Origin of the sequence: Enterobacter sp. Res13-Sevr-PEC09-46, from assembly GCF_015672585.1 — a bacterium.
In the GTDB taxonomy this organism is placed as follows: Bacteria; Pseudomonadota; Gammaproteobacteria; order Enterobacterales; family Enterobacteriaceae; genus Enterobacter; species Enterobacter hormaechei_C.
In genome coordinates this window covers 366,459-382,864 of the sequence record NZ_JADABR010000033.1, presented here as the reverse complement: position 1 = coordinate 382,864, position 16,406 = coordinate 366,459, and the positions used below count along the sequence as shown (strand labels likewise).

Sequence of the window (16,406 nt, the reverse complement as noted above, 5' to 3'; positions counted from 1 at the left end):
AGCGTGCTGATATGGCTCAGTTGGTAGAGCGCACCCTTGGTAAGGGTGAGGTCCCCAGTTCGACTCTGGGTATCAGCACCACTTTATACTTAGGTTAAAGTTCGGCAAGAAGTAAAAGAATTTGTCTGGCGGCTTTAGCGCGGTGGTCCCACCTGACCCCATGCCGAACTCAGAAGTGAAACGCCGTAGCGCCGATGGTAGTGTGGGGTCTCCCCATGTGAGAGTAGGGAACTGCCAGACATCAAACAAGTAGAAAGGCCATCCGAAAGGATGGCCTTTTTGCGTTATCGCTCCAGCCAAACCAATTCCCTCATTCGATATTCCTGCTGTCGCCATTAATACCTTACGGACGTATTAAAGCGTTTTACCCTACTGAAACTGAAGTTGTGGAATGCATTATGCTGGCTCGCAGCAGCGTTAAATCAATTAAATGTTATGTACAGGTATGGGGTATAGCGGGGAGTAAGGTAGCGTATTGAATTTAATTAATATCTGATGCTATTCGTGATGAGGAATATACGTTCCTTATATCAGGGAAAAATAAAAGCGCGGCGATGGCCGCGCTTTTAGAAGCCTTATTTAGTCAGGGCGACAATACCGAGTGTCAGGCCAGCGATTGCCGCGGCGCCACCAGCAATCGCACCTGCTGTTTCCCAGTTATCCTGGGTAGTGCCCTTCATACAGGTATTGGTGTGAACCAGTCGCCCCTGATCGTCGTATACCGGTACACATGGAGAGTCGTGCGCGCAACCAGCAAGCAGCGCAGCGAGAAGTGCAACGGAAAGGAATCTTTTCATGATGTTACCTCAATATGATCGCTTATTCGCTAAAGAGCCGATACAGCAATTAACGAACTGATGATTATTTTACCACCGCACTAATACCATGCAGCACGGGGAATAATCTCAATTTGTGTGGATTGTAAAAATTATGAAGAAAAAAGCGCGGGCACTGATTATTAATGGAGGAAATGTGAAGAGGGGAAGTGTTTTTACATTGTTTTCAGGAAATAAAAAAGGCACCAGAGGTGCCTTTATGATTTTCATTAATCCTTGTGCTTTGTAAACCGTCTCCGGACAACCACAAAGAAAACAGGAACAAAGAAAATGGCCAACAGGGTGGCTGACAGCATCCCGCCCATCACGCCCGTCCCGACCGCATTTTGTGCCCCACTACCTGCACCGCTGCTGATGACCAGAGGCATAACACCAAGGATGAATGCCAGGGAAGTCATCAGGATAGGACGCAGACGCATACGCGAGGCTTCAAGCGTGGCTTCGATAATCCCTTTGCCTTCTTTATCCATGAGATCCTTGGCGAACTCAACGATCAGTATGGCGTTCTTGGCTGATAAACCAATTGTCGTAAGCAGACCAACCTGGAAGTAAACGTCATTATTCAGCCCTCGCATTGATGCAGCCAGAAGCGCGCCGATCACCCCCAGCGGCACAACCAGCATGACCGAGAAGGGAATTGACCAACTTTCATAGAGGGCCGCCAGACACAGGAACACCACAATCAGTGAAATGGCGTACAGCGCCGGAGCCTGATTCCCGGAAAGTCGTTCCTGATAAGACATCCCCGTCCAGTCGTAGCCGATGCCGGAAGGCAGTTTTGACGCAAGGCTTTCCATCAACGCCATTGCCTCACCGGTACTTTTGCCAGGGGCAGACTCACCGAGGATCTCCATTGATGGCATCCCATTGTAACGTTCCAGACGCGGTGAACCGTACACCCAGTGAGAGCTGCTAAAGGCAGAGAAAGGCACCATTTCGCCGTTAGCGCTACGCACATACAGGCCGTTAATGTCTCCTGGTAGCATACGGAAGCGAGCATCAGCCTGGACATAAACTTTTTTCACCCGTCCGTGATCGATAAAGTCGTTCACATAGGTGCCACCCAGCGCTGTTGAAATCGTCTGATTGACGTCAGACACGCTCACACCCAGCGCCTGTGCCTTCTCCTGATCGACGTCCAGCTTGAACTGTGGCGTATCTTCCAGTCCGTTAGGACGCACGCGAACCAGTAAGTCAGGATGTTCTCTCACCATGCCCAGCAGCTGGTTACGCGCCTGGGTTAACTGCGTATGCCCCAGGTTTGCCTGGTCAATCAATTCAAAGTCAAAGCCTGTTGCGGTACCCAGTTCAATAATGGCAGGCAGGTTAAACGGAAATACAAGACCATCTTTGATCTGGCTGAACGCTTTCGTTGCGCGGCTGACAATCGCTTCAACGCCGTTTTCCTTGCCCGGGCGTTCTTCCCATGGCTTCAGGCTGACGAAAGCGATACCGGAGTTCTGCCCCTGTCCGCTAAAGCTAAAACCGTTTACGGTAAAGACCGATTCAACGTTCGCTTTCTCTTTCGTCAGGTAATAATCCTGAACCTGATCCAGTACCTGCTGGGTACGCATCTGCGTCGCCCCTGCCGGCAACTGAACCATCGTCATAAACACCCCCTGATCCTCTTCCGGCAGGAAGGAGGAAGGCAGGCGCAGGAACAGAACTGCCATGCCGCCGACGATGATGACGTAAACCAGCAGATAGCGGCCGGTCTTACGTAAAATGCCGCTCACGCTGTTGCTGTAATGCTCCACACTTTTATCAAAGAGCGCGTTAAACCAGCCGAAGAAACCACCTTTCTTTTCATGATGTTCGCTGGAAACCGGTTTGAGCAGCGTGGCACAAAGAGCAGGCGTTAATATCAACGCCACCAGTACCGACAAGGCCATCGCGGAGACAATGGTCAGCGAGAACTGGCGATAGATAGCCCCGGTTGAACCACCAAAGAATGCCATCGGGATAAATACCGCCGAAAGCACCATGGCAATGCCCACCAGGGCGCCCTGGATTTGCTCCATCGACTTCTGCGTCGCCTCTTTTGGCGGCAGCTTGTCCTCAACCATGACGCGTTCTACGTTCTCGACCACCACGATGGCGTCATCGACGAGCAGACCTATCGCCAATACCATCCCGAACATCGTCAGGGTGTTAATGGAGAACCCGAACGCAGCCAGTACCGCAAAGGTGCCCAGTAACACCACGGGCACGGCGATAGTCGGAATAAGCGTTGCCCGCAGGTTTTGCAGGAACAAGTACATCACCAGGAACACGAGAACAATCGCTTCAAACAGCGTCTTCACCACTTCATGGATTGAGATCTTCACGAAAGGTGTGGTGTCGTACGGATACACGACTTTCAGGCCCTGAGGGAAGAAGGGCTGCAACTGCGCCAGTTTACTCTTGATGGCGGCAGCGGTATCCAGCGCGTTTGCGCCAGTCGCCAGCTTGATCCCCAGCCCCGTTGCTGCCTGGCCATTGATTTTGGTGACCATGTTGTAGTTTTCGCCACCCAGCTCAATGCTGGCCACATCTTTCAGGTGGACCATCGAACCGTCCTGGTTCACCTTCAGCGTCACACGACCAAACTCCTCCGGCGATTTCAGACGCGTTTGAGCAATAATTGAGGCGTTCAGTTGCTGCCCAGGTACGGACGGTGTTCCGCCCAACTGGCCCGCAGCAATCTGGTCGTTCTGCGTTTTTAGCTGGTTAATGATATCCAGCGGCGTGAGCTGATATTTGTTCATCTCGTTGCTGTCCAGCCAGATGCGCATTGCATACTGGGCACCGAACAGCTGCACGTCACCGACGCCGGAAGTACGGCTGATCGCATCTTTTACGTTAGAAGCGACATAGTCGGAGATATCATCCTGCGTGAGGTTTTTATTGTCCGACACAAAGCCTGCAACCAGCAGGAAGCTGCTGCTGGATTTCTCCACGCCGATCCCCTGCTGCTGCACTTCTTGTGGCAGCAGCGGCATGGCGAGCTGAAGTTTGTTCTGAACCTGCACCTGCGCAATATCAGGATCCGTACCCGACTCGAACGTCAGGGTGATGGTGACGTTACCAGCGGAATCACTGGTGGACGACATGTACATCAAATTATCGATACCGTTCATGTTCTGTTCGATAACTTGAGTGACGGTGTCCTGTACCGTCTGGGCATCAGCGCCCGGGTAGGTTGCTGTCACCGCAACCGCCGGCGGCGCAATGGTCGGATATTGCGCGACCGGTAGTTTTAAAATGGCCAGCCCGCCCGCAATCATCAGAATGATGGCGAGTACCCAGGCGAAAACAGGCCGTTGAATAAAGAAATTAGCCATGTCGTTATTCCTTAACTGGCTGGAGTCGCAGCGGTATCAGGAATAGCCACGACGGTGACGCCAGGGCGAACTTTTTGCAGGCCGCTGATAATGACGCGGTCGCCGTTTTTGAGGCCTTCCGTGATCAGCCAGCGATCGCCAATCGCCTGCGGTGCAACGACAGTGCGTGATTCCACCTGGTTTTTCTCATTTACCACAAGCACGGTGGCATCTCCGCGTGGTGTACGGGTTACCCCCTGCTGAGGAACCAGAATGGCATCAGGTTGCGTACCTTCATCGATGCGCGCACGGACAAACATACCCGGTAACAGCATATGCTGTGGGTTAGGGAAGAGGGCGCGAAGGGTGATTGAGCCGGTACTTTCATCTACCGTGACATCAGAGAACTGGAGCGTCCCTTTCAGCGGATAAGGCTGGCCATTTTCCATCAGCAACTCGACGCTGCTGGTGTCTCCCTTTTGCAGGCTCGTCTGCTGCTTCAGGCGCATAAAATCGCTGCTGGATTGCGTCACATCGACATAAATGGGATCGAGTTGCTGAACCGTCGCCAGTGCAGTTGCCTGGCCATTAGTGACTAACGCCCCTTCGGTGACGCTGGATTTACCTATACGCCCGTTGATTGGGGATGTGACTTTCGTATAGGCCAGGTTGATCCGCGCGCTTTCAACGCCAGCCTTCGCGGCAACCACGCTCGCATCCGCCTGCTGGGCAGTTGCCACCGCCTGATCGTACTCCTGCTTGCTCACATATTGCGTACCAACCAGCGGAACGTAACGTTTCACCGTCAGATGGGCGATATTCGCCGCCGCCTGTGCTTTTACCAGTTCACCTTTCGCATTGTCGTAGGCTGCCTGATAGGTGGCCGGATCGATTTGATAAAGGGATTCACCCGCTTTAACGTCGCTGCCTTCGGTAAAATTACGGTGCAGAATGATACCACTTACCTGAGGACGAACCTCCGCAACACGATACGCGTCAGTTCTGCCGGGCAATTCTGTCGTTACGGCCAGTGGCGCGCTTTTAACAATATGAACACTGACCTGAGGAGCTTGCGCATGCTGCTGTGGGTTTTCTTGCCCATCGCACCCGGTGAGCAGCGCGGCACAGACAATGAAACCGGATAAGGGTAAGCATCTGAAGTGATTCGTCATTACTGTTCCTTAAACTACCCTTGAGCCGATATTTGCCATGAATCGGTGAAAGGGTGTGAGGCAAAAAATAGAAATGTAGCCGCGTATAATAATGAGGGTGTTTAATGTTTTTTAATTTATAAGTGCTGATGGAGCTTTTAAAAGTAAAAATCGGAATCTGACACAGTGCATTCGGTATTCTGTTTCTGTCAGGATAATCAACTAAATGTTTTCGGTGAATGCTATTCATATATTTTATGAATTTTATGTATTCGATTTATTCACGTGAATTATAAATTAAATGAATTGACTTTTTTTGTGCAAAATTAACACGGATTTTGGTTAATACTTTGACTACACGACCACGGCAATATCCTTTGATAACGTATCAATCTTATGAGTAATGAGTAGCAGGTTATGGTGCGCAAAAAGAAAGAAGAGGCTCAAAAGACCCGCCAGCAGCTGATTGAAGCCGCTATCGGGCTATTCGCGACGCGTGGCGTGTCCAGCACCACGCTTACCGACATCGCCGATGCTGCTCAACTCACTCGCGGGGCGGTTTACTGGCATTTCTCGAGTAAAGCGGAAATATTTAATGCAATATGGGATCAGCAATTGCCGATGCGTGAGATGATTCGTGACAGGTTAATACTTTCCGAAAATGACGACCCTTTGTTAATGCTTCGTGAACAATTTATTGTCGCACTGCAATATATTGCGAGCGAGCCGCGGCAATATGCGCTTTTACAAATTTTGTATCATAAGTGTGAATTTCATGACGATGTGATTTCAGAATGTGAAATACGAAAGCGGATCGGTTTAAACGATGATTATCTTCGCAAGACGCTAAAGCGATGCATTGCTCGTAACGTTATCTCTTCGCAAACCAATATTGAACTGGCGCTGATTGTTTTCCACGCCTTTTTTAGCGGTGTCATTAAAAACTGGTTAATGGATAGCAACAATTTTAATCTGTACAAACAAGCACCGGCGCTGGTGGATAATATTCTGGCGACACTAAATATCACCCGAGTGGCGCCAGTGGTTTACGATACAGCCTCATGACCGCGTCCGGGGTGGCGACATCTCCCCGTGCTGGCACTGTTCCATAATAGCTTGCGCGGTAATCGGTTTGCCCAGCAGGTAACCCTGTAGCGTATTGCATCCCAGTTCTGTCAGAAAGGTTTGCTGCGCTGCGGTTTCGACCCCTTCCGCCACGACCTTCAGATTCAGCGTTTTTGCCAGGGCGACAATCGCCGAGACAATCGTCGCATCTTCACTCTCACCACTTAACTCTTTCACAAAAGCACGATCGATTTTCAACTCGCAGGCGGGGAGTCGCTTAAGATACAGAAGGCTTGAGTAACCGGTGCCAAAATCGTCTATCGAGGCTTTTACTCCCGCATCCGTCAGCGCTGTCAGGACACGAACGCTTTCGTCCGGATTGTTCATTGCCGTGGTTTCGGTCACCTCCAGGATCAACATGCCGGGTGGTACGCTATGGCGCGTCAGACAATCGAGAACTGTTTTAACCAGCGACGGCTGTTCGAACTGCAATGTAGAAAGATTCACCGCCATTGACCAGTCCGTGTGGCCCTGAAGATGCCATTCATGCAGCTGGCGGCAGGCCTCGTCGATTACCCAGTTTCCAATGGGAATAATCAGCCCCGTTTTCTCTGCCAGCGGTAGAAACAGGTCGGGGGGGAGTAACCCCTGTTTGGGATGCTGCCAGCGTAACAGCGCTTCGAACCCGAGGACAGGTCCGGCAGGGGCGTGGAATTTAGGTTGATAAAGCAGGCGTAACTCATTACGGTCGATGGCCTGCCACAGATCATTCATCAGCTGTAGATGCGTCTGCGCCAGCGTATTCATTGACGGCTGGAAGAAGTGATAGCCGTTACGACCCATATGTTTTGTGTGGTACATCGCAGCATCGGCGTTAAACATCAGTTCACGATCGGTTTTGCCATCGTGTGGATAGAGCGCAATGCCAATGCTCAGGGTGACCATCAGTTCGTAAGGATCGAGATGGAACGGGTTATCAATGACGCGCACCAGTGAATTTGCCAGTGAGGCAGCATCATCCGGAGTGGCGGTTTCGGCCAGCAGGACGAATTCATCCCCACCGATACGCGCCAGCGTGTACTGGCCTTTCAACTGCAACAGCAAACGCTGAGTCACCGCTACCAGAAGCTTGTCACCGACATCATGACCATAGGCATCGTTGACGGTTTTAAAGCCGTCGAGATCCATAAACATCAGCGCGAAAGGGCTTCCTTCGCGATCGGCCTTGCTGATGGCCTGATCGAGGCGATCCTCAAGCAGAATACGATTGGGTAATCGCGTCAGCGTATCATGCAACGCCAGCTGTGCGAGTTCACGGTTCGCTTCTGCCAGTGATGAGGCCAGCAGCGAGGTACGAGCCTGAAGGCGGGCATCGAACATCGACACCAGCAGCGTAATCCCCAGAATAGCGAGCGCGACCACGCTAACCAGTATCGCCAGCCAGCTCCCGTTAATGCCATGATGGTGGACCATCGTCGACATCGGAAATTGTGCTGCTTCCATGCCGGCGTAATGCATGCCAGCGATAGCGATGCCCATGGTGATCGCCGCCCCCAGCCGCATCAACGCCATTCGTGCTGCTTCCTGACGTAAACGGAACGTCAGCCAAAGAGCGGCCAGTGAAGCGGCAAGGGCAATGACCACGGAGATAGCCACCCACTTTTTATCCCAGACAATACCCGGTGTGACCTCCAGGGCAGCCATACCAGTGTAGTGCATGGCAACAATGCCCGCTCCCATCACGACGGCGCCAGGCAGCAGCCGGCGCAAACGTAGCTGCTCGCCGCTAACGAGCCACAGGGCAAACATTGACGAGCTGATGGCGATAACCATCGAAAGCACGGTCAGGACCGCGTTGTAACTCATGCTCATGGAAAGATCCATCGCCAGCATACCGATGAAATGCATCGCCCACACGCCAATCCCCATCGAAACACCGCCACCTGCCAGCCAGACGCGTGCAGCGATGCCCTGGCTTCCGGCAACGCGCGCAGCCATATTCAGCGCGGTATAGGCGGCAAGAATGGCAACAACAAAGGAGATGACTACGAGGATTTGGTTGTATTGGCTAACCAGCATGGTCTGTTCACTCGTTGTGAGACGTTAAGCAAGAGCGGTTGGAAAGGGCACAGACATTATCATCGTCAGGAAATGACGAAAAGTGATTTAAATCCCTGTTTTTATTGGGTGATAACAGGGGGGGACAGGATGGAAGCGGTTAGTCCAGCTCTGAGCAGTTGACCAGTTTAAGCGGGTTCACGGAATTCATATTGCGACATTTATCGGTTTCGGTGCTCATCAGTTCAATCCACTGCATCAGCAGCGCATCAAAAATGAAAACAGAGACAGCAAAAACGACCAGCCACCAGTATTTACGAATCATGTGTCATTCCGTGAAAAGAGAGCCTGTAAGTTGCTGGAAATATACACGAAAAGCGGGCGTTGAAAAGTGGGGAAAGAGAAGGTTTACAAAGCATTGACGGTTGCCCGTCCGGACGATAAAAAAGGCGCTTCCCCATGCCGAAGAGCGCCTTTTTAAACAAGCAGTTAGCTAATCGAAATTAGTTCATGCCGTATTTTTTCAGTTTCTTACGCAGGGTACCACGGTTGATGCCCATCATCAGGGCAGCGCGGGTTTGATTACCACGGGTGTATTGCATCACCATGTCCAACAGTGGCTGTTCAACTTCAGCCAGTACCAGCTCATACAGGTCATTAACATCCTGACCGTTCAGTTGAGCAAAATAGTTCTTCAGTGCCTGTTTAACCGAGTCACGCAGGGGCTTTTGAGTCACCTGATCCTGGGAGTTAACGGTAGATACGGTCAGTACGTCAGAATTTACGCGTTGTTCGAACATAGTTCTGTCAGCTCTTTATTTCATTACGCAAGATTTTCGAAGTATGCCTCCAACGCCTCCAGCTGTACGCTGGCATCCTCTATGGCGTTGAATGTGCGCCGAAACTGGTCATTTGGAGCGTGCTCCTGGAGATACCAGGAGACGTGTTTACGCGCAATTCGGTACCCTTTTGCCTGGCCGTAGTGGTCATGCAGTTCCCGAACATGCGAACAAAGCAAGCGCTTAACCTCTGCCAGAGGCAGTGGGGCAAGCAGCTCCCCAGTGTCCAGATAATGCTGGATTTCCCGAAAGATCCAGGGTCTTCCCTGAGCGGCACGTCCTATCATCAGAGCATCAGCTCCCGTATAGTCGAGCACAGCTCTGGCTTTAAGCGGGTCAGTAATGTCGCCATTCGCGATAACCGGAATGGAAACTTTCTGCTTAACTGCCCGAATGCTGTCGTATTCAGCTTCGCCGTTGAACAAACAGGCGCGAGTGCGTCCATGAATGGTCAGGGCCTGAATGCCACAGTCTTCGGCCAGTTGGGCAATCTCTACGCAGTTACGGTGTTCCGGCGACCAACCCGTGCGAATCTTCAACGTAACAGGAACGTCCACTGCGCTGACAACCGCCGTCAGGATTGACTTCACCTGGTCGGGGTATTGCAGAAGGGCTGAACCTGCAAGCTTGCGATTCACCTTTTTGGCCGGGCAACCCATATTGATATCAATAATCTGGGCGCCACTTTCCACGTTAATACGCGCGGCATCTGCCATCTCTTCAGGCACGCTTCCGGCAATTTGCACGGTGCGGATACCTGGTTCATCAATGTGCACCATCCGTAGGCGGGACTTATCGCTTTCCCAAACCTGCGGGTTAGACGACATCATCTCGGAAACGGTCAGGCCTGCTCCCATCTCGTAACACAGCGTCCTGAACGGCCGGTCGGTAATACCTGCCATTGGGGCTGCGATCAGGCGATTTCTGAGCTGGTGGTGTCCGATGCGCATGAGTTAAGAAATGACCATACTGTGACTGCAAGGCGGCGTATATTACGCATTTTTTGCACGAGATGAAAGGCCAAACTTTGAACAATCCTCTGTTGTAGATCAAGGAATCGCCAGTCATTCTTTTTGAATAAGATTATTCGCTATTTAAATCATTGTGTTATGAATAAATGAACATTTTGTGGGCGCTTACAATTTCCCGTAACTTCTCATCATTTCTGAATAAATGAATCAATTGTCCGGGATAATCTGCTGCTATAAGCAGCAGATTATGGCGCTTCTTTGCGATCTGCGTCGCATTTCAGCACAGGATATCAGCGTAAAAAAATCGACTTATTCAACAACCAGACGGCCATGAAGCGGTTGAACCGGGCGGCTGTTTTCATGGTGCATGGTGTGAGTGAATTTTTGCAGCTGTTCAGCAGAGACGGTCAGCGGGTGCTTGAGCACCAGCCATGTCACCCCTTCTGAACATGGTGGCGTGGTCAGAGAGCCGCTAAAACGCCAGTAGGTTTTATCCGTGGGCAGTAATTTATTCATATCGAGGGTTGGCTTAATCGTGACGTTCTGGTCAACCTGTCCGGGCATCACGCCCCAGAGTTTATCCAGTTCAGTGTTTGCCGCGCCCTGATCGAACATAACGGCAACGACCGTCAGTTCGCCGTCAGCGTTTTTATGGACCAGATGCATTTCCATTGCGTATTTTTTACCGTGCACCGTGTTTTCGGATGGCGCATGGAAATGGAACTGCTGTAACGTCCAGCGCTGTTTATCAAGCGTGATGCTGTCGCGTGTATCGGCATTTTCACTTGCCTGGATAGTATGGCCGTTGTTTGTCAGAATGACCGGGCCGTCGATATAGTGCGTTTCCAGCGGAGAGATGTGGGCTTTGACCGTGTTATCTATGTTGACCGGCGACTGATACATTCCGCTTTTACACGTCTTGTACGCCTCGTCCAGTTCGCCCCAGTGTTCCGGTGCGCCTTCTCCCTGATAACTCCAGTGTGATGCGTAAGCCGTAGCCGAAATCATGCTCAGCGCCAGCAGCGCTGCCTTGCCTGAAATGTGTTTCATCATATTCTTCCTGTGAATTTTATTATCCAAATCAATGATTAACATTATGATTTGTGCGGTTATTTTATCGAAGAAAGGAAGAAGGCGGGAGAAAAAACCGAAGGGAAAAGGCGTGGTCAGACGACCACGCCAAACGCTTATTTTTTACGGCCGGTGATGCGACACCACTCTTCTTTCTCGACCACCGGGTCGAGCGCGAAGAGATCGGCGTAGGCTTCACAGACGCTGTCTGCCTGGCTGGCAAGGATACCGGACAGGCCCAGCAGACCGCCTTCAACCGGCAGCACGCTGATTAACGGCGCCAGCTCGCGTAACGGGCCAGCCAGGATATTCGCGACCACAACATCGGCTTTCATCGCCTCTGGCTGTGCATCGGGCAGATACAGTTCAAGGCGATCGGAAACGCCATTACGCTCGGCGTTATCACGGCTGGCCTGAATCGCCTGCGGATCGATGTCGATCCCGATGGCTTTGGCGGCGCCCAGTTTCAGCGCCGCGATAGCAAGGATCCCGGATCCGCAACCGAAGTCGATCACGGTTTTGCCTTCCAGATCCAGGCCATCCAGCCATTGCAGGCACAGGGAGGTTGTCGGGTGGGTGCCGGTGCCGAACGCCAGACCCGGATCCAGCATCACGTTGACGGCGTTTTTATCGGGAACTTCACGCCAGCTTGGGCAGATCCACAGACGCTGACCAAACTGCATCGGATGGAAGTTGTCCATCCACTCGCGTTCCCAGTCTTTGTCTTCCAACTGTTCAATTTTATGCGCGAAACCCACGCCCAGCAGCGGATGGTTTTCCAGAATCGCCACGACTTCTTTCATGTCGGTTTCTGCATCGAACAGGCCGATAACGTCCGTATCACCCCACAGGCGCGTTTCGCCCGGCAGCGGCTCAAAGACCGGCGTGTCATGCGTGTCCTGGAAGGTGATAGAGACCGAACCGGCCTCCATCAGCGCATCACTCAGTTCTTCGGCGTTCGCGCCGGTTGTGTTCAGTTTTAATTGGATCCACGGCATGGCAAAACTCTTTATTTGTCAGTAGAAATCAGGACAGTTTGTGGCACCGGTCGACCAAAACGGTTTCCCACCACAAACGCCAGTAAACTTACCAGTAACGAAGGCACGATCGGATGGAAGCCCAGATACTGAATTTTAAACGTGGCGAGAACGGCATACAGGACGCCCCCGACAATCATGCCGCTTAATGCACCCGCGGCATTCGCGCGTTCCCAGTAGAGCCCCAGCACCAGCGGCCACAGGAAAACGGCCTCCAGCCCACCAAAGGCGAGCAGGTTCAACCAGATGATCATCTCCGGTGGACGCCACGCGGCCAGCAGCAGCAACGCCCCCAGCACCAGGGTAATCACCGCCGACATGCGCTTGAGGCGTCGCTCATTTTCGACCTGTTCAGGGCGCAAATTCAGATAGAGATCTTTAATGATCGTAGCGGAACTTTGCAGCAACTGAGCGTTGATAGTCGACATAATGGCCGCCATGGGTGCGGCGAGGAAAATCCCGGCGGCAAACGGCGGAAGCACTTTCACCATCAGGGTCGGAATGACCAGATCCGGTACGGTAAGGTCAGGTATCACCGCGCGTCCCAGCGCACCCGCCAGGTGCATACCCAACATCAGGATCGCCACCACAATTGTCCCGATAATGATCCCGCGGTGCACCGCTTTGCTGTCTTTATATGAGATGCAGCGCACGGCGGTATGCGGCAGGCCAATCACGCCAAAGCACACCAGTACCCAGAACGAGGTCATAAAGGCTGGAGAGAGGATGTCATCCACCCCCTGCGGTGAGACCAGTTTCGGATCGATCGCTTCCAGGGTTTCAACCGCATGGCTCAGGCCCCCTGCGGCATGCACGATACCCACCAGCAGAACGAGGGTGCCAATGAGCATCACCATCCCCTGCATCGTGTCGTTGAGTACGCTGGCGCGGAACCCGCCAAACGCGGTATACAGCGCGATACTCACACCGAAAATGACCAGGCCCGTCTCATAGGGGATCCCGGCAGCCGTCTCCAGCAGTCGCGCCCCGCCGATAAACTGCACCGTCATTGCGCCAATAAACGCCACCAGCAGACTCAGGCTTGCCAGCCATACCAGCAAGCGACTCTGATAGCGGGCAAACAGCATATCGTTCAGCGTTACGGCATTGTAGCGACGGGCCAGAATGGCAAACTTTTTACCCAGTATGCCCAGAGAGAGCCAGATGGCAGGCAGCTGGATCATGGCCAGCAGTACCCAGCCCAGCCCGTACTTATAAGCGGCGCCGGGGCCACCGATAAACGAGCTGGCGCTGATGTACGTGGCGGTCAGCGTCATGGCCAGCACGACGCCACCCATAGAGCGGCTCCCGAGGAAATACTCGTTCAGAAAGGTGCCGGTCGAACGTTTACGCATCGCATAAACCGACAGGCCAAACACCAGGAACAGGTAAGCGATAAGGGGCAGAATGACTTCAAGCTGCATCATCGTCCTCCAGTGATATATCGCGATAGATGAATTTCACCATCGCCCAGCACAGCAGGATAAACACCAGCGGCAGCAGCAGGCAGGCCATTTCAAACCAGTGCGGGAGGCCGGTAATGCCAATCGCCGAATCAGGTAAGTAAGCAGTTACTAACCACGCGGCGAGATAGAGAAGGGTCAGCCACAGCGCCCAGCGCGCTTCTTTATGGGCCTGAACAAAACGTTTGTCCATTTTTTGTCCCTTGTGGATGAAGAAAGCGGGGATTGTACATGATGGGGCTTAGCGATCCCCAGAAATAAAAAAGGCCGGATAATCCGGCCTTTTAGCAACACTGGTCTCTTACTTCTCGTTCAGACCGAGTTTTTTCTCCAGGTAGTGGATGTTAGTCCCACCATTCTGGAAGTGCTCGTCGCTCATAATGCGCATCTGGAGATCAACGTTGGTTTTGATCCCGTCGATGATCAGCTCCTGAAGGGCGTTCTTCATGCGGGCAATGGCCACGTCACGGTTTTCGCCGTAGCAGATCAGCTTACCGATCATTGAGTCATAATACGGCGGTACGGTGTAACCGGCGTAGATATGGGACTCCCAGCGCACACCAAAGCCACCCGGCGCGTGGAAACGCGTGATTTTACCCGGGCTTGGCAGGAAGGTGTTCGGGTCTTCGGCGTTGATACGGCACTCTACCGCATGGCCTTTAACCACAACTTCTTCCTGTTTGATGGACAGCGGCTGACCGGCTGCGATACGCAGCTGTTCTTTGATCAGGTCAACGCCGGTGATCATTTCGGTAACCGGGTGTTCAACCTGAATACGGGTGTTCATCTCGATGAAGTAGAACTCGCCGTTTTCGAACAGGAACTCAAAGGTACCCGCCCCGCGATAGCCGATATCGACACACGCTTTAGCGCAACGCTCGCCGATGTAGCGACGCAGTTCAGGCGTAATGCCCGGCGCTGGCGCTTCTTCGACCACTTTCTGGTGACGACGCTGCATGGAGCAGTCACGTTCTGCCAGATAGATTGCGTTACCCTGACCGTCAGCCAGCACCTGAATTTCGATGTGGCGTGGGTTTTCCAGGTATTTTTCCATGTACACCATGTCATTGCTGAAAGCCGCTTTCGCTTCCGCTTTGGTCATGGAGATGGACTGCGCCAGTTCAGCATCGCTGCGTACAACGCGCATACCGCGACCGCCGCCGCCGCCGGACGCTTTGATGATCACCGGATAGCCAATGCGTTTAGCATGGGCGCGGTTAGCATCCATATCGTCGGTCAGCGGGCCGTCAGAGCCCGGTACGGTTGGCACGCCGGCTTTTTTCATCGCGGTGATGGCAGACACTTTGTCACCCATCAGGCGAATGGTGTCGGCTTTCGGGCCAATGAAGATAAAGCCAGAGCGTTCAACCTGCTCAGCAAAGTTGGCGTTCTCAGAGAGGAAACCATAACCCGGGTGAATCGCGACCGCGCCAGTGATTTCGGCGGCGCTGATGATCGCCGGGATGTTCAGATAGCTTTTTACGGACGGAGCCGGACCGATACAGACCGTCTCATCCGCCAGCAATACGTGTTTTAAATCGCGATCCGCGCTTGAGTGCACGGCCACGGTCTTGATGCCCAGTTCTTTACAGGCACGAAGAATACGCAGTGCAATCTCGCCACGGTTGGCGATAACAATTTTATCCAGCATGTTCGCCTCGTTACTCGATGACGACCAGCGGCTCGTCAAATTCTACCGGCTGACCACTTTCGACCAGGATCGCTTTCACAGTACCTGATTTGTCTGCTTCGATCTGGTTCATCATTTTCATGGCTTCAACGATGCACAGGGTATCGCCTACGTTGACTTTCTGACCCACTTCGATGAACGCCTTCGCGTCCGGGCTCGGGGTGCGGTAGAAAGTACCAACCATTGGGGAACGTACGATGTGACCACTGATTTCTGTTGCAGCCGCAGGTGCCGCTTCTGCTGCCACTGGTGCAACGGCTGCGGAGAGCGCAGGCTGCTGCACTGGCGCAGCGTAAGCTTGCTGCATTACCGGGAAGCTAGCGGCCGGGGCTGCACGGCTGATGCGTACAGACTCTTCGCCTTCAGAAATTTCCAGTTCGGAGATGCCTGATTCTTCAACCAGCTCGATCAGTTTTTTAATCTTACGAATATCCATGAGTGGGTTCCGTACTCTTGTTTAGTGTGATTGTGACAAGCGTTTTACCGCTGTCTGTAAAGCGTATGAATAGCCGTCTGCACCCAGCCCACAAATCACGCCAGCGGCGATATCTGACAGGTAGGAATGGTGGCGGAACGGCTCTCGGGCGTGCACGTTACTCAGGTGGATCTCGATAAACGGGATACTCACCGCGAGCAGTGCGTCGCGTATAGCAACACTGGTGTGCGTAAACGCGGCCGGATTGATCAGGATATAGTCCACAGTGTCTTTAGCCTGATGAATACGGTCGATGATTGCGTACTCCGCGTTTGACTGAAAATGGTCCAAATCCACATTCAGCGAGGCTGCTTCCGTACTCAGACGGTTAACAATTTCGCTCAATGTCAGCGTGCCGTACTTCTCTGGCTCACGGGTGCCGAGCATGTTCAGGTTCGGACCGTTCAATACTAAAATTTGGAATTTGTCAGCCATTGTGCCGCTATCT

General features: G+C 52.6%; 15 protein-coding genes, 1 tRNA gene and 1 rRNA gene. 3 read left to right on the top strand and 14 right to left on the bottom strand.

The features are described from left to right. The first annotated feature begins 5 nt into the window (after nucleotides 1-5). A tRNA-Thr gene (locus IMQ56_RS21805) sits at nucleotides 6-81 on the top strand. Nucleotides 82-124: 43 nt separating this feature from the next. Then, a 5S ribosomal RNA gene (rrf, locus tag IMQ56_RS21800) occupies nucleotides 125-240 on the top strand. A gap of 335 nt (nucleotides 241-575) precedes the next feature. On the opposite strand, the gene IMQ56_RS21795 is transcribed toward rrf, so the two are convergent. The 3 genes from IMQ56_RS21795 to IMQ56_RS21785 form a co-directional block, all read right to left on the bottom strand. Next, nucleotides 576-797: a lipoprotein gene (locus tag IMQ56_RS21795; protein WP_003860364.1), complete on the bottom strand. Its 222-nt coding sequence runs from the start codon at nucleotides 795-797 to the stop codon at nucleotides 576-578. Nucleotides 798-1,045: 248 nt separating this feature from the next. Beyond that, nucleotides 1,046-4,159: an efflux RND transporter permease subunit gene (locus IMQ56_RS21790; RefSeq protein ID WP_196063920.1), complete on the bottom strand. Its 3,114-nt coding sequence runs from the start codon at nucleotides 4,157-4,159 to the stop codon at nucleotides 1,046-1,048. A gap of 11 nt (nucleotides 4,160-4,170) precedes the next feature. Continuing rightward, nucleotides 4,171-5,310 (bottom strand): efflux RND transporter periplasmic adaptor subunit, encoded by a 1,140-nt coding sequence (locus IMQ56_RS21785; protein ID WP_015572026.1) that lies wholly within the window; start codon nucleotides 5,308-5,310, stop codon nucleotides 4,171-4,173. A gap of 396 nt (nucleotides 5,311-5,706) precedes the next feature. On the opposite strand from IMQ56_RS21785, the gene envR reads away from it, so the two are divergent. Next, entirely contained in the window at nucleotides 5,707-6,354 is a 648-nt protein-coding gene (gene envR / locus IMQ56_RS21780) for an acrEF/envCD operon transcriptional regulator (RefSeq protein WP_023295515.1), read from the top strand. Here envR and IMQ56_RS21775 read toward each other — a convergent pair. The 11 genes from IMQ56_RS21775 to aroQ all read right to left on the bottom strand — a co-directional run bounded on the left by IMQ56_RS21775 (nucleotide 6,349) and on the right by aroQ (nucleotide 16,393). Then, nucleotides 6,349-8,433 carry a bifunctional diguanylate cyclase/phosphodiesterase gene (locus IMQ56_RS21775; RefSeq protein WP_196063919.1) on the bottom strand — a complete coding sequence of 695 codons (2,085 nt, stop codon included), beginning with the start codon at nucleotides 8,431-8,433 and terminating at the stop codon, nucleotides 6,349-6,351. The two genes, envR and IMQ56_RS21775, sit on opposite strands and share 6 nt — an antisense overlap. Before the next feature lie 139 nt (nucleotides 8,434-8,572). Continuing rightward, the gene (locus tag IMQ56_RS21770; protein ID WP_003860373.1) at nucleotides 8,573-8,737 is read right to left on the bottom strand and encodes a DUF2556 family protein; all 165 of its coding nucleotides are present in this window, start codon (nucleotides 8,735-8,737) and stop codon (nucleotides 8,573-8,575) included. A 178-nt stretch (nucleotides 8,738-8,915) separates the two neighbouring features. Further along, the gene (gene fis / locus IMQ56_RS21765; RefSeq protein WP_000462905.1) at nucleotides 8,916-9,212 is read right to left on the bottom strand and encodes a DNA-binding transcriptional regulator Fis; all 297 of its coding nucleotides are present in this window, start codon (nucleotides 9,210-9,212) and stop codon (nucleotides 8,916-8,918) included. A gap of 23 nt (nucleotides 9,213-9,235) precedes the next feature. Further along, nucleotides 9,236-10,201: a tRNA dihydrouridine synthase DusB gene (gene dusB / locus IMQ56_RS21760; protein WP_023295513.1), complete on the bottom strand. Its 966-nt coding sequence runs from the start codon at nucleotides 10,199-10,201 to the stop codon at nucleotides 9,236-9,238. A gap of 330 nt (nucleotides 10,202-10,531) precedes the next feature. Beyond that, a complete protein-coding gene (locus IMQ56_RS21755) occupies nucleotides 10,532-11,272 on the bottom strand; it encodes a carbonic anhydrase family protein (RefSeq protein WP_017382702.1) in 741 nt (246 codons plus the stop codon). 137 nt (nucleotides 11,273-11,409) lie between these two features. Continuing rightward, nucleotides 11,410-12,291: a 50S ribosomal protein L11 methyltransferase gene (gene prmA, locus IMQ56_RS21750; protein WP_015572021.1), complete on the bottom strand. Its 882-nt coding sequence runs from the start codon at nucleotides 12,289-12,291 to the stop codon at nucleotides 11,410-11,412. 11 nt (nucleotides 12,292-12,302) lie between these two features. Further along, the gene (gene panF, locus IMQ56_RS21745) at nucleotides 12,303-13,754 is read right to left on the bottom strand and encodes a sodium/pantothenate symporter (RefSeq protein ID WP_108393957.1); all 1,452 of its coding nucleotides are present in this window, start codon (nucleotides 13,752-13,754) and stop codon (nucleotides 12,303-12,305) included. Next, nucleotides 13,744-13,986, bottom strand: a complete 243-nt coding sequence (locus IMQ56_RS21740; protein WP_003860385.1) for a YhdT family protein — start codon at nucleotides 13,984-13,986, stop codon at nucleotides 13,744-13,746. The genes panF and IMQ56_RS21740 overlap by 11 nt, the downstream gene beginning before the upstream one ends. Nucleotides 13,987-14,094: 108 nt before the next feature. Then, a complete protein-coding gene (accC, locus tag IMQ56_RS21735; protein WP_003860388.1) occupies nucleotides 14,095-15,444 on the bottom strand; it encodes an acetyl-CoA carboxylase biotin carboxylase subunit in 1,350 nt (449 codons plus the stop codon). Between the two features lie 10 nt (nucleotides 15,445-15,454). Further along, nucleotides 15,455-15,919: an acetyl-CoA carboxylase biotin carboxyl carrier protein gene (gene accB, locus IMQ56_RS21730; protein ID WP_015572018.1), complete on the bottom strand. Its 465-nt coding sequence runs from the start codon at nucleotides 15,917-15,919 to the stop codon at nucleotides 15,455-15,457. Nucleotides 15,920-15,940: 21 nt separating this feature from the next. Continuing rightward, entirely contained in the window at nucleotides 15,941-16,393 is a 453-nt protein-coding gene (gene aroQ, locus IMQ56_RS21725; protein ID WP_003860391.1) for a type II 3-dehydroquinate dehydratase, read from the bottom strand. Between the last annotated feature and the right edge of the window lie 13 nt (nucleotides 16,394-16,406).

What these genes read in the sequence shown, in the direction of transcription:
- IMQ56_RS21795 (WP_003860364.1), bottom strand. Translation starts at nt 797, where the DNA reads ATGAAAAGATTCCTTTCCGTTGCACTTCTCGCTGCGCTGCTTGCTGGT.
- IMQ56_RS21790 (WP_196063920.1), bottom strand. Translation starts at nt 4,159, where the DNA reads ATGGCTAATTTCTTTATTCAACGGCCTGTTTTCGCCTGGGTACTCGCC.
- IMQ56_RS21785 (WP_015572026.1), bottom strand. Translation starts at nt 5,310, where the DNA reads ATGACGAATCACTTCAGATGCTTACCCTTATCCGGTTTCATTGTCTGT.
- envR (WP_023295515.1), top strand. Translation starts at nt 5,707, where the DNA reads ATGGTGCGCAAAAAGAAAGAAGAGGCTCAAAAGACCCGCCAGCAGCTG.
- IMQ56_RS21775 (WP_196063919.1), bottom strand. Translation starts at nt 8,433, where the DNA reads ATGCTGGTTAGCCAATACAACCAAATCCTCGTAGTCATCTCCTTTGTT.
- IMQ56_RS21770 (WP_003860373.1), bottom strand. Translation starts at nt 8,737, where the DNA reads ATGATTCGTAAATACTGGTGGCTGGTCGTTTTTGCTGTCTCTGTTTTC.
- fis (WP_000462905.1), bottom strand. Translation starts at nt 9,212, where the DNA reads ATGTTCGAACAACGCGTAAATTCTGACGTACTGACCGTATCTACCGTT.
- dusB (WP_023295513.1), bottom strand. Translation starts at nt 10,201, where the DNA reads ATGCGCATCGGACACCACCAGCTCAGAAATCGCCTGATCGCAGCCCCA.
- IMQ56_RS21755 (WP_017382702.1), bottom strand. Translation starts at nt 11,272, where the DNA reads ATGAAACACATTTCAGGCAAGGCAGCGCTGCTGGCGCTGAGCATGATT.
- prmA (WP_015572021.1), bottom strand. Translation starts at nt 12,291, where the DNA reads ATGCCGTGGATCCAATTAAAACTGAACACAACCGGCGCGAACGCCGAA.
- panF (WP_108393957.1), bottom strand. Translation starts at nt 13,754, where the DNA reads ATGCAGCTTGAAGTCATTCTGCCCCTTATCGCTTACCTGTTCCTGGTG.
- IMQ56_RS21740 (WP_003860385.1), bottom strand. Translation starts at nt 13,986, where the DNA reads ATGGACAAACGTTTTGTTCAGGCCCATAAAGAAGCGCGCTGGGCGCTG.
- accC (WP_003860388.1), bottom strand. Translation starts at nt 15,444, where the DNA reads ATGCTGGATAAAATTGTTATCGCCAACCGTGGCGAGATTGCACTGCGT.
- accB (WP_015572018.1), bottom strand. Translation starts at nt 15,919, where the DNA reads ATGGATATTCGTAAGATTAAAAAACTGATCGAGCTGGTTGAAGAATCA.
- aroQ (WP_003860391.1), bottom strand. Translation starts at nt 16,393, where the DNA reads ATGGCTGACAAATTCCAAATTTTAGTATTGAACGGTCCGAACCTGAAC.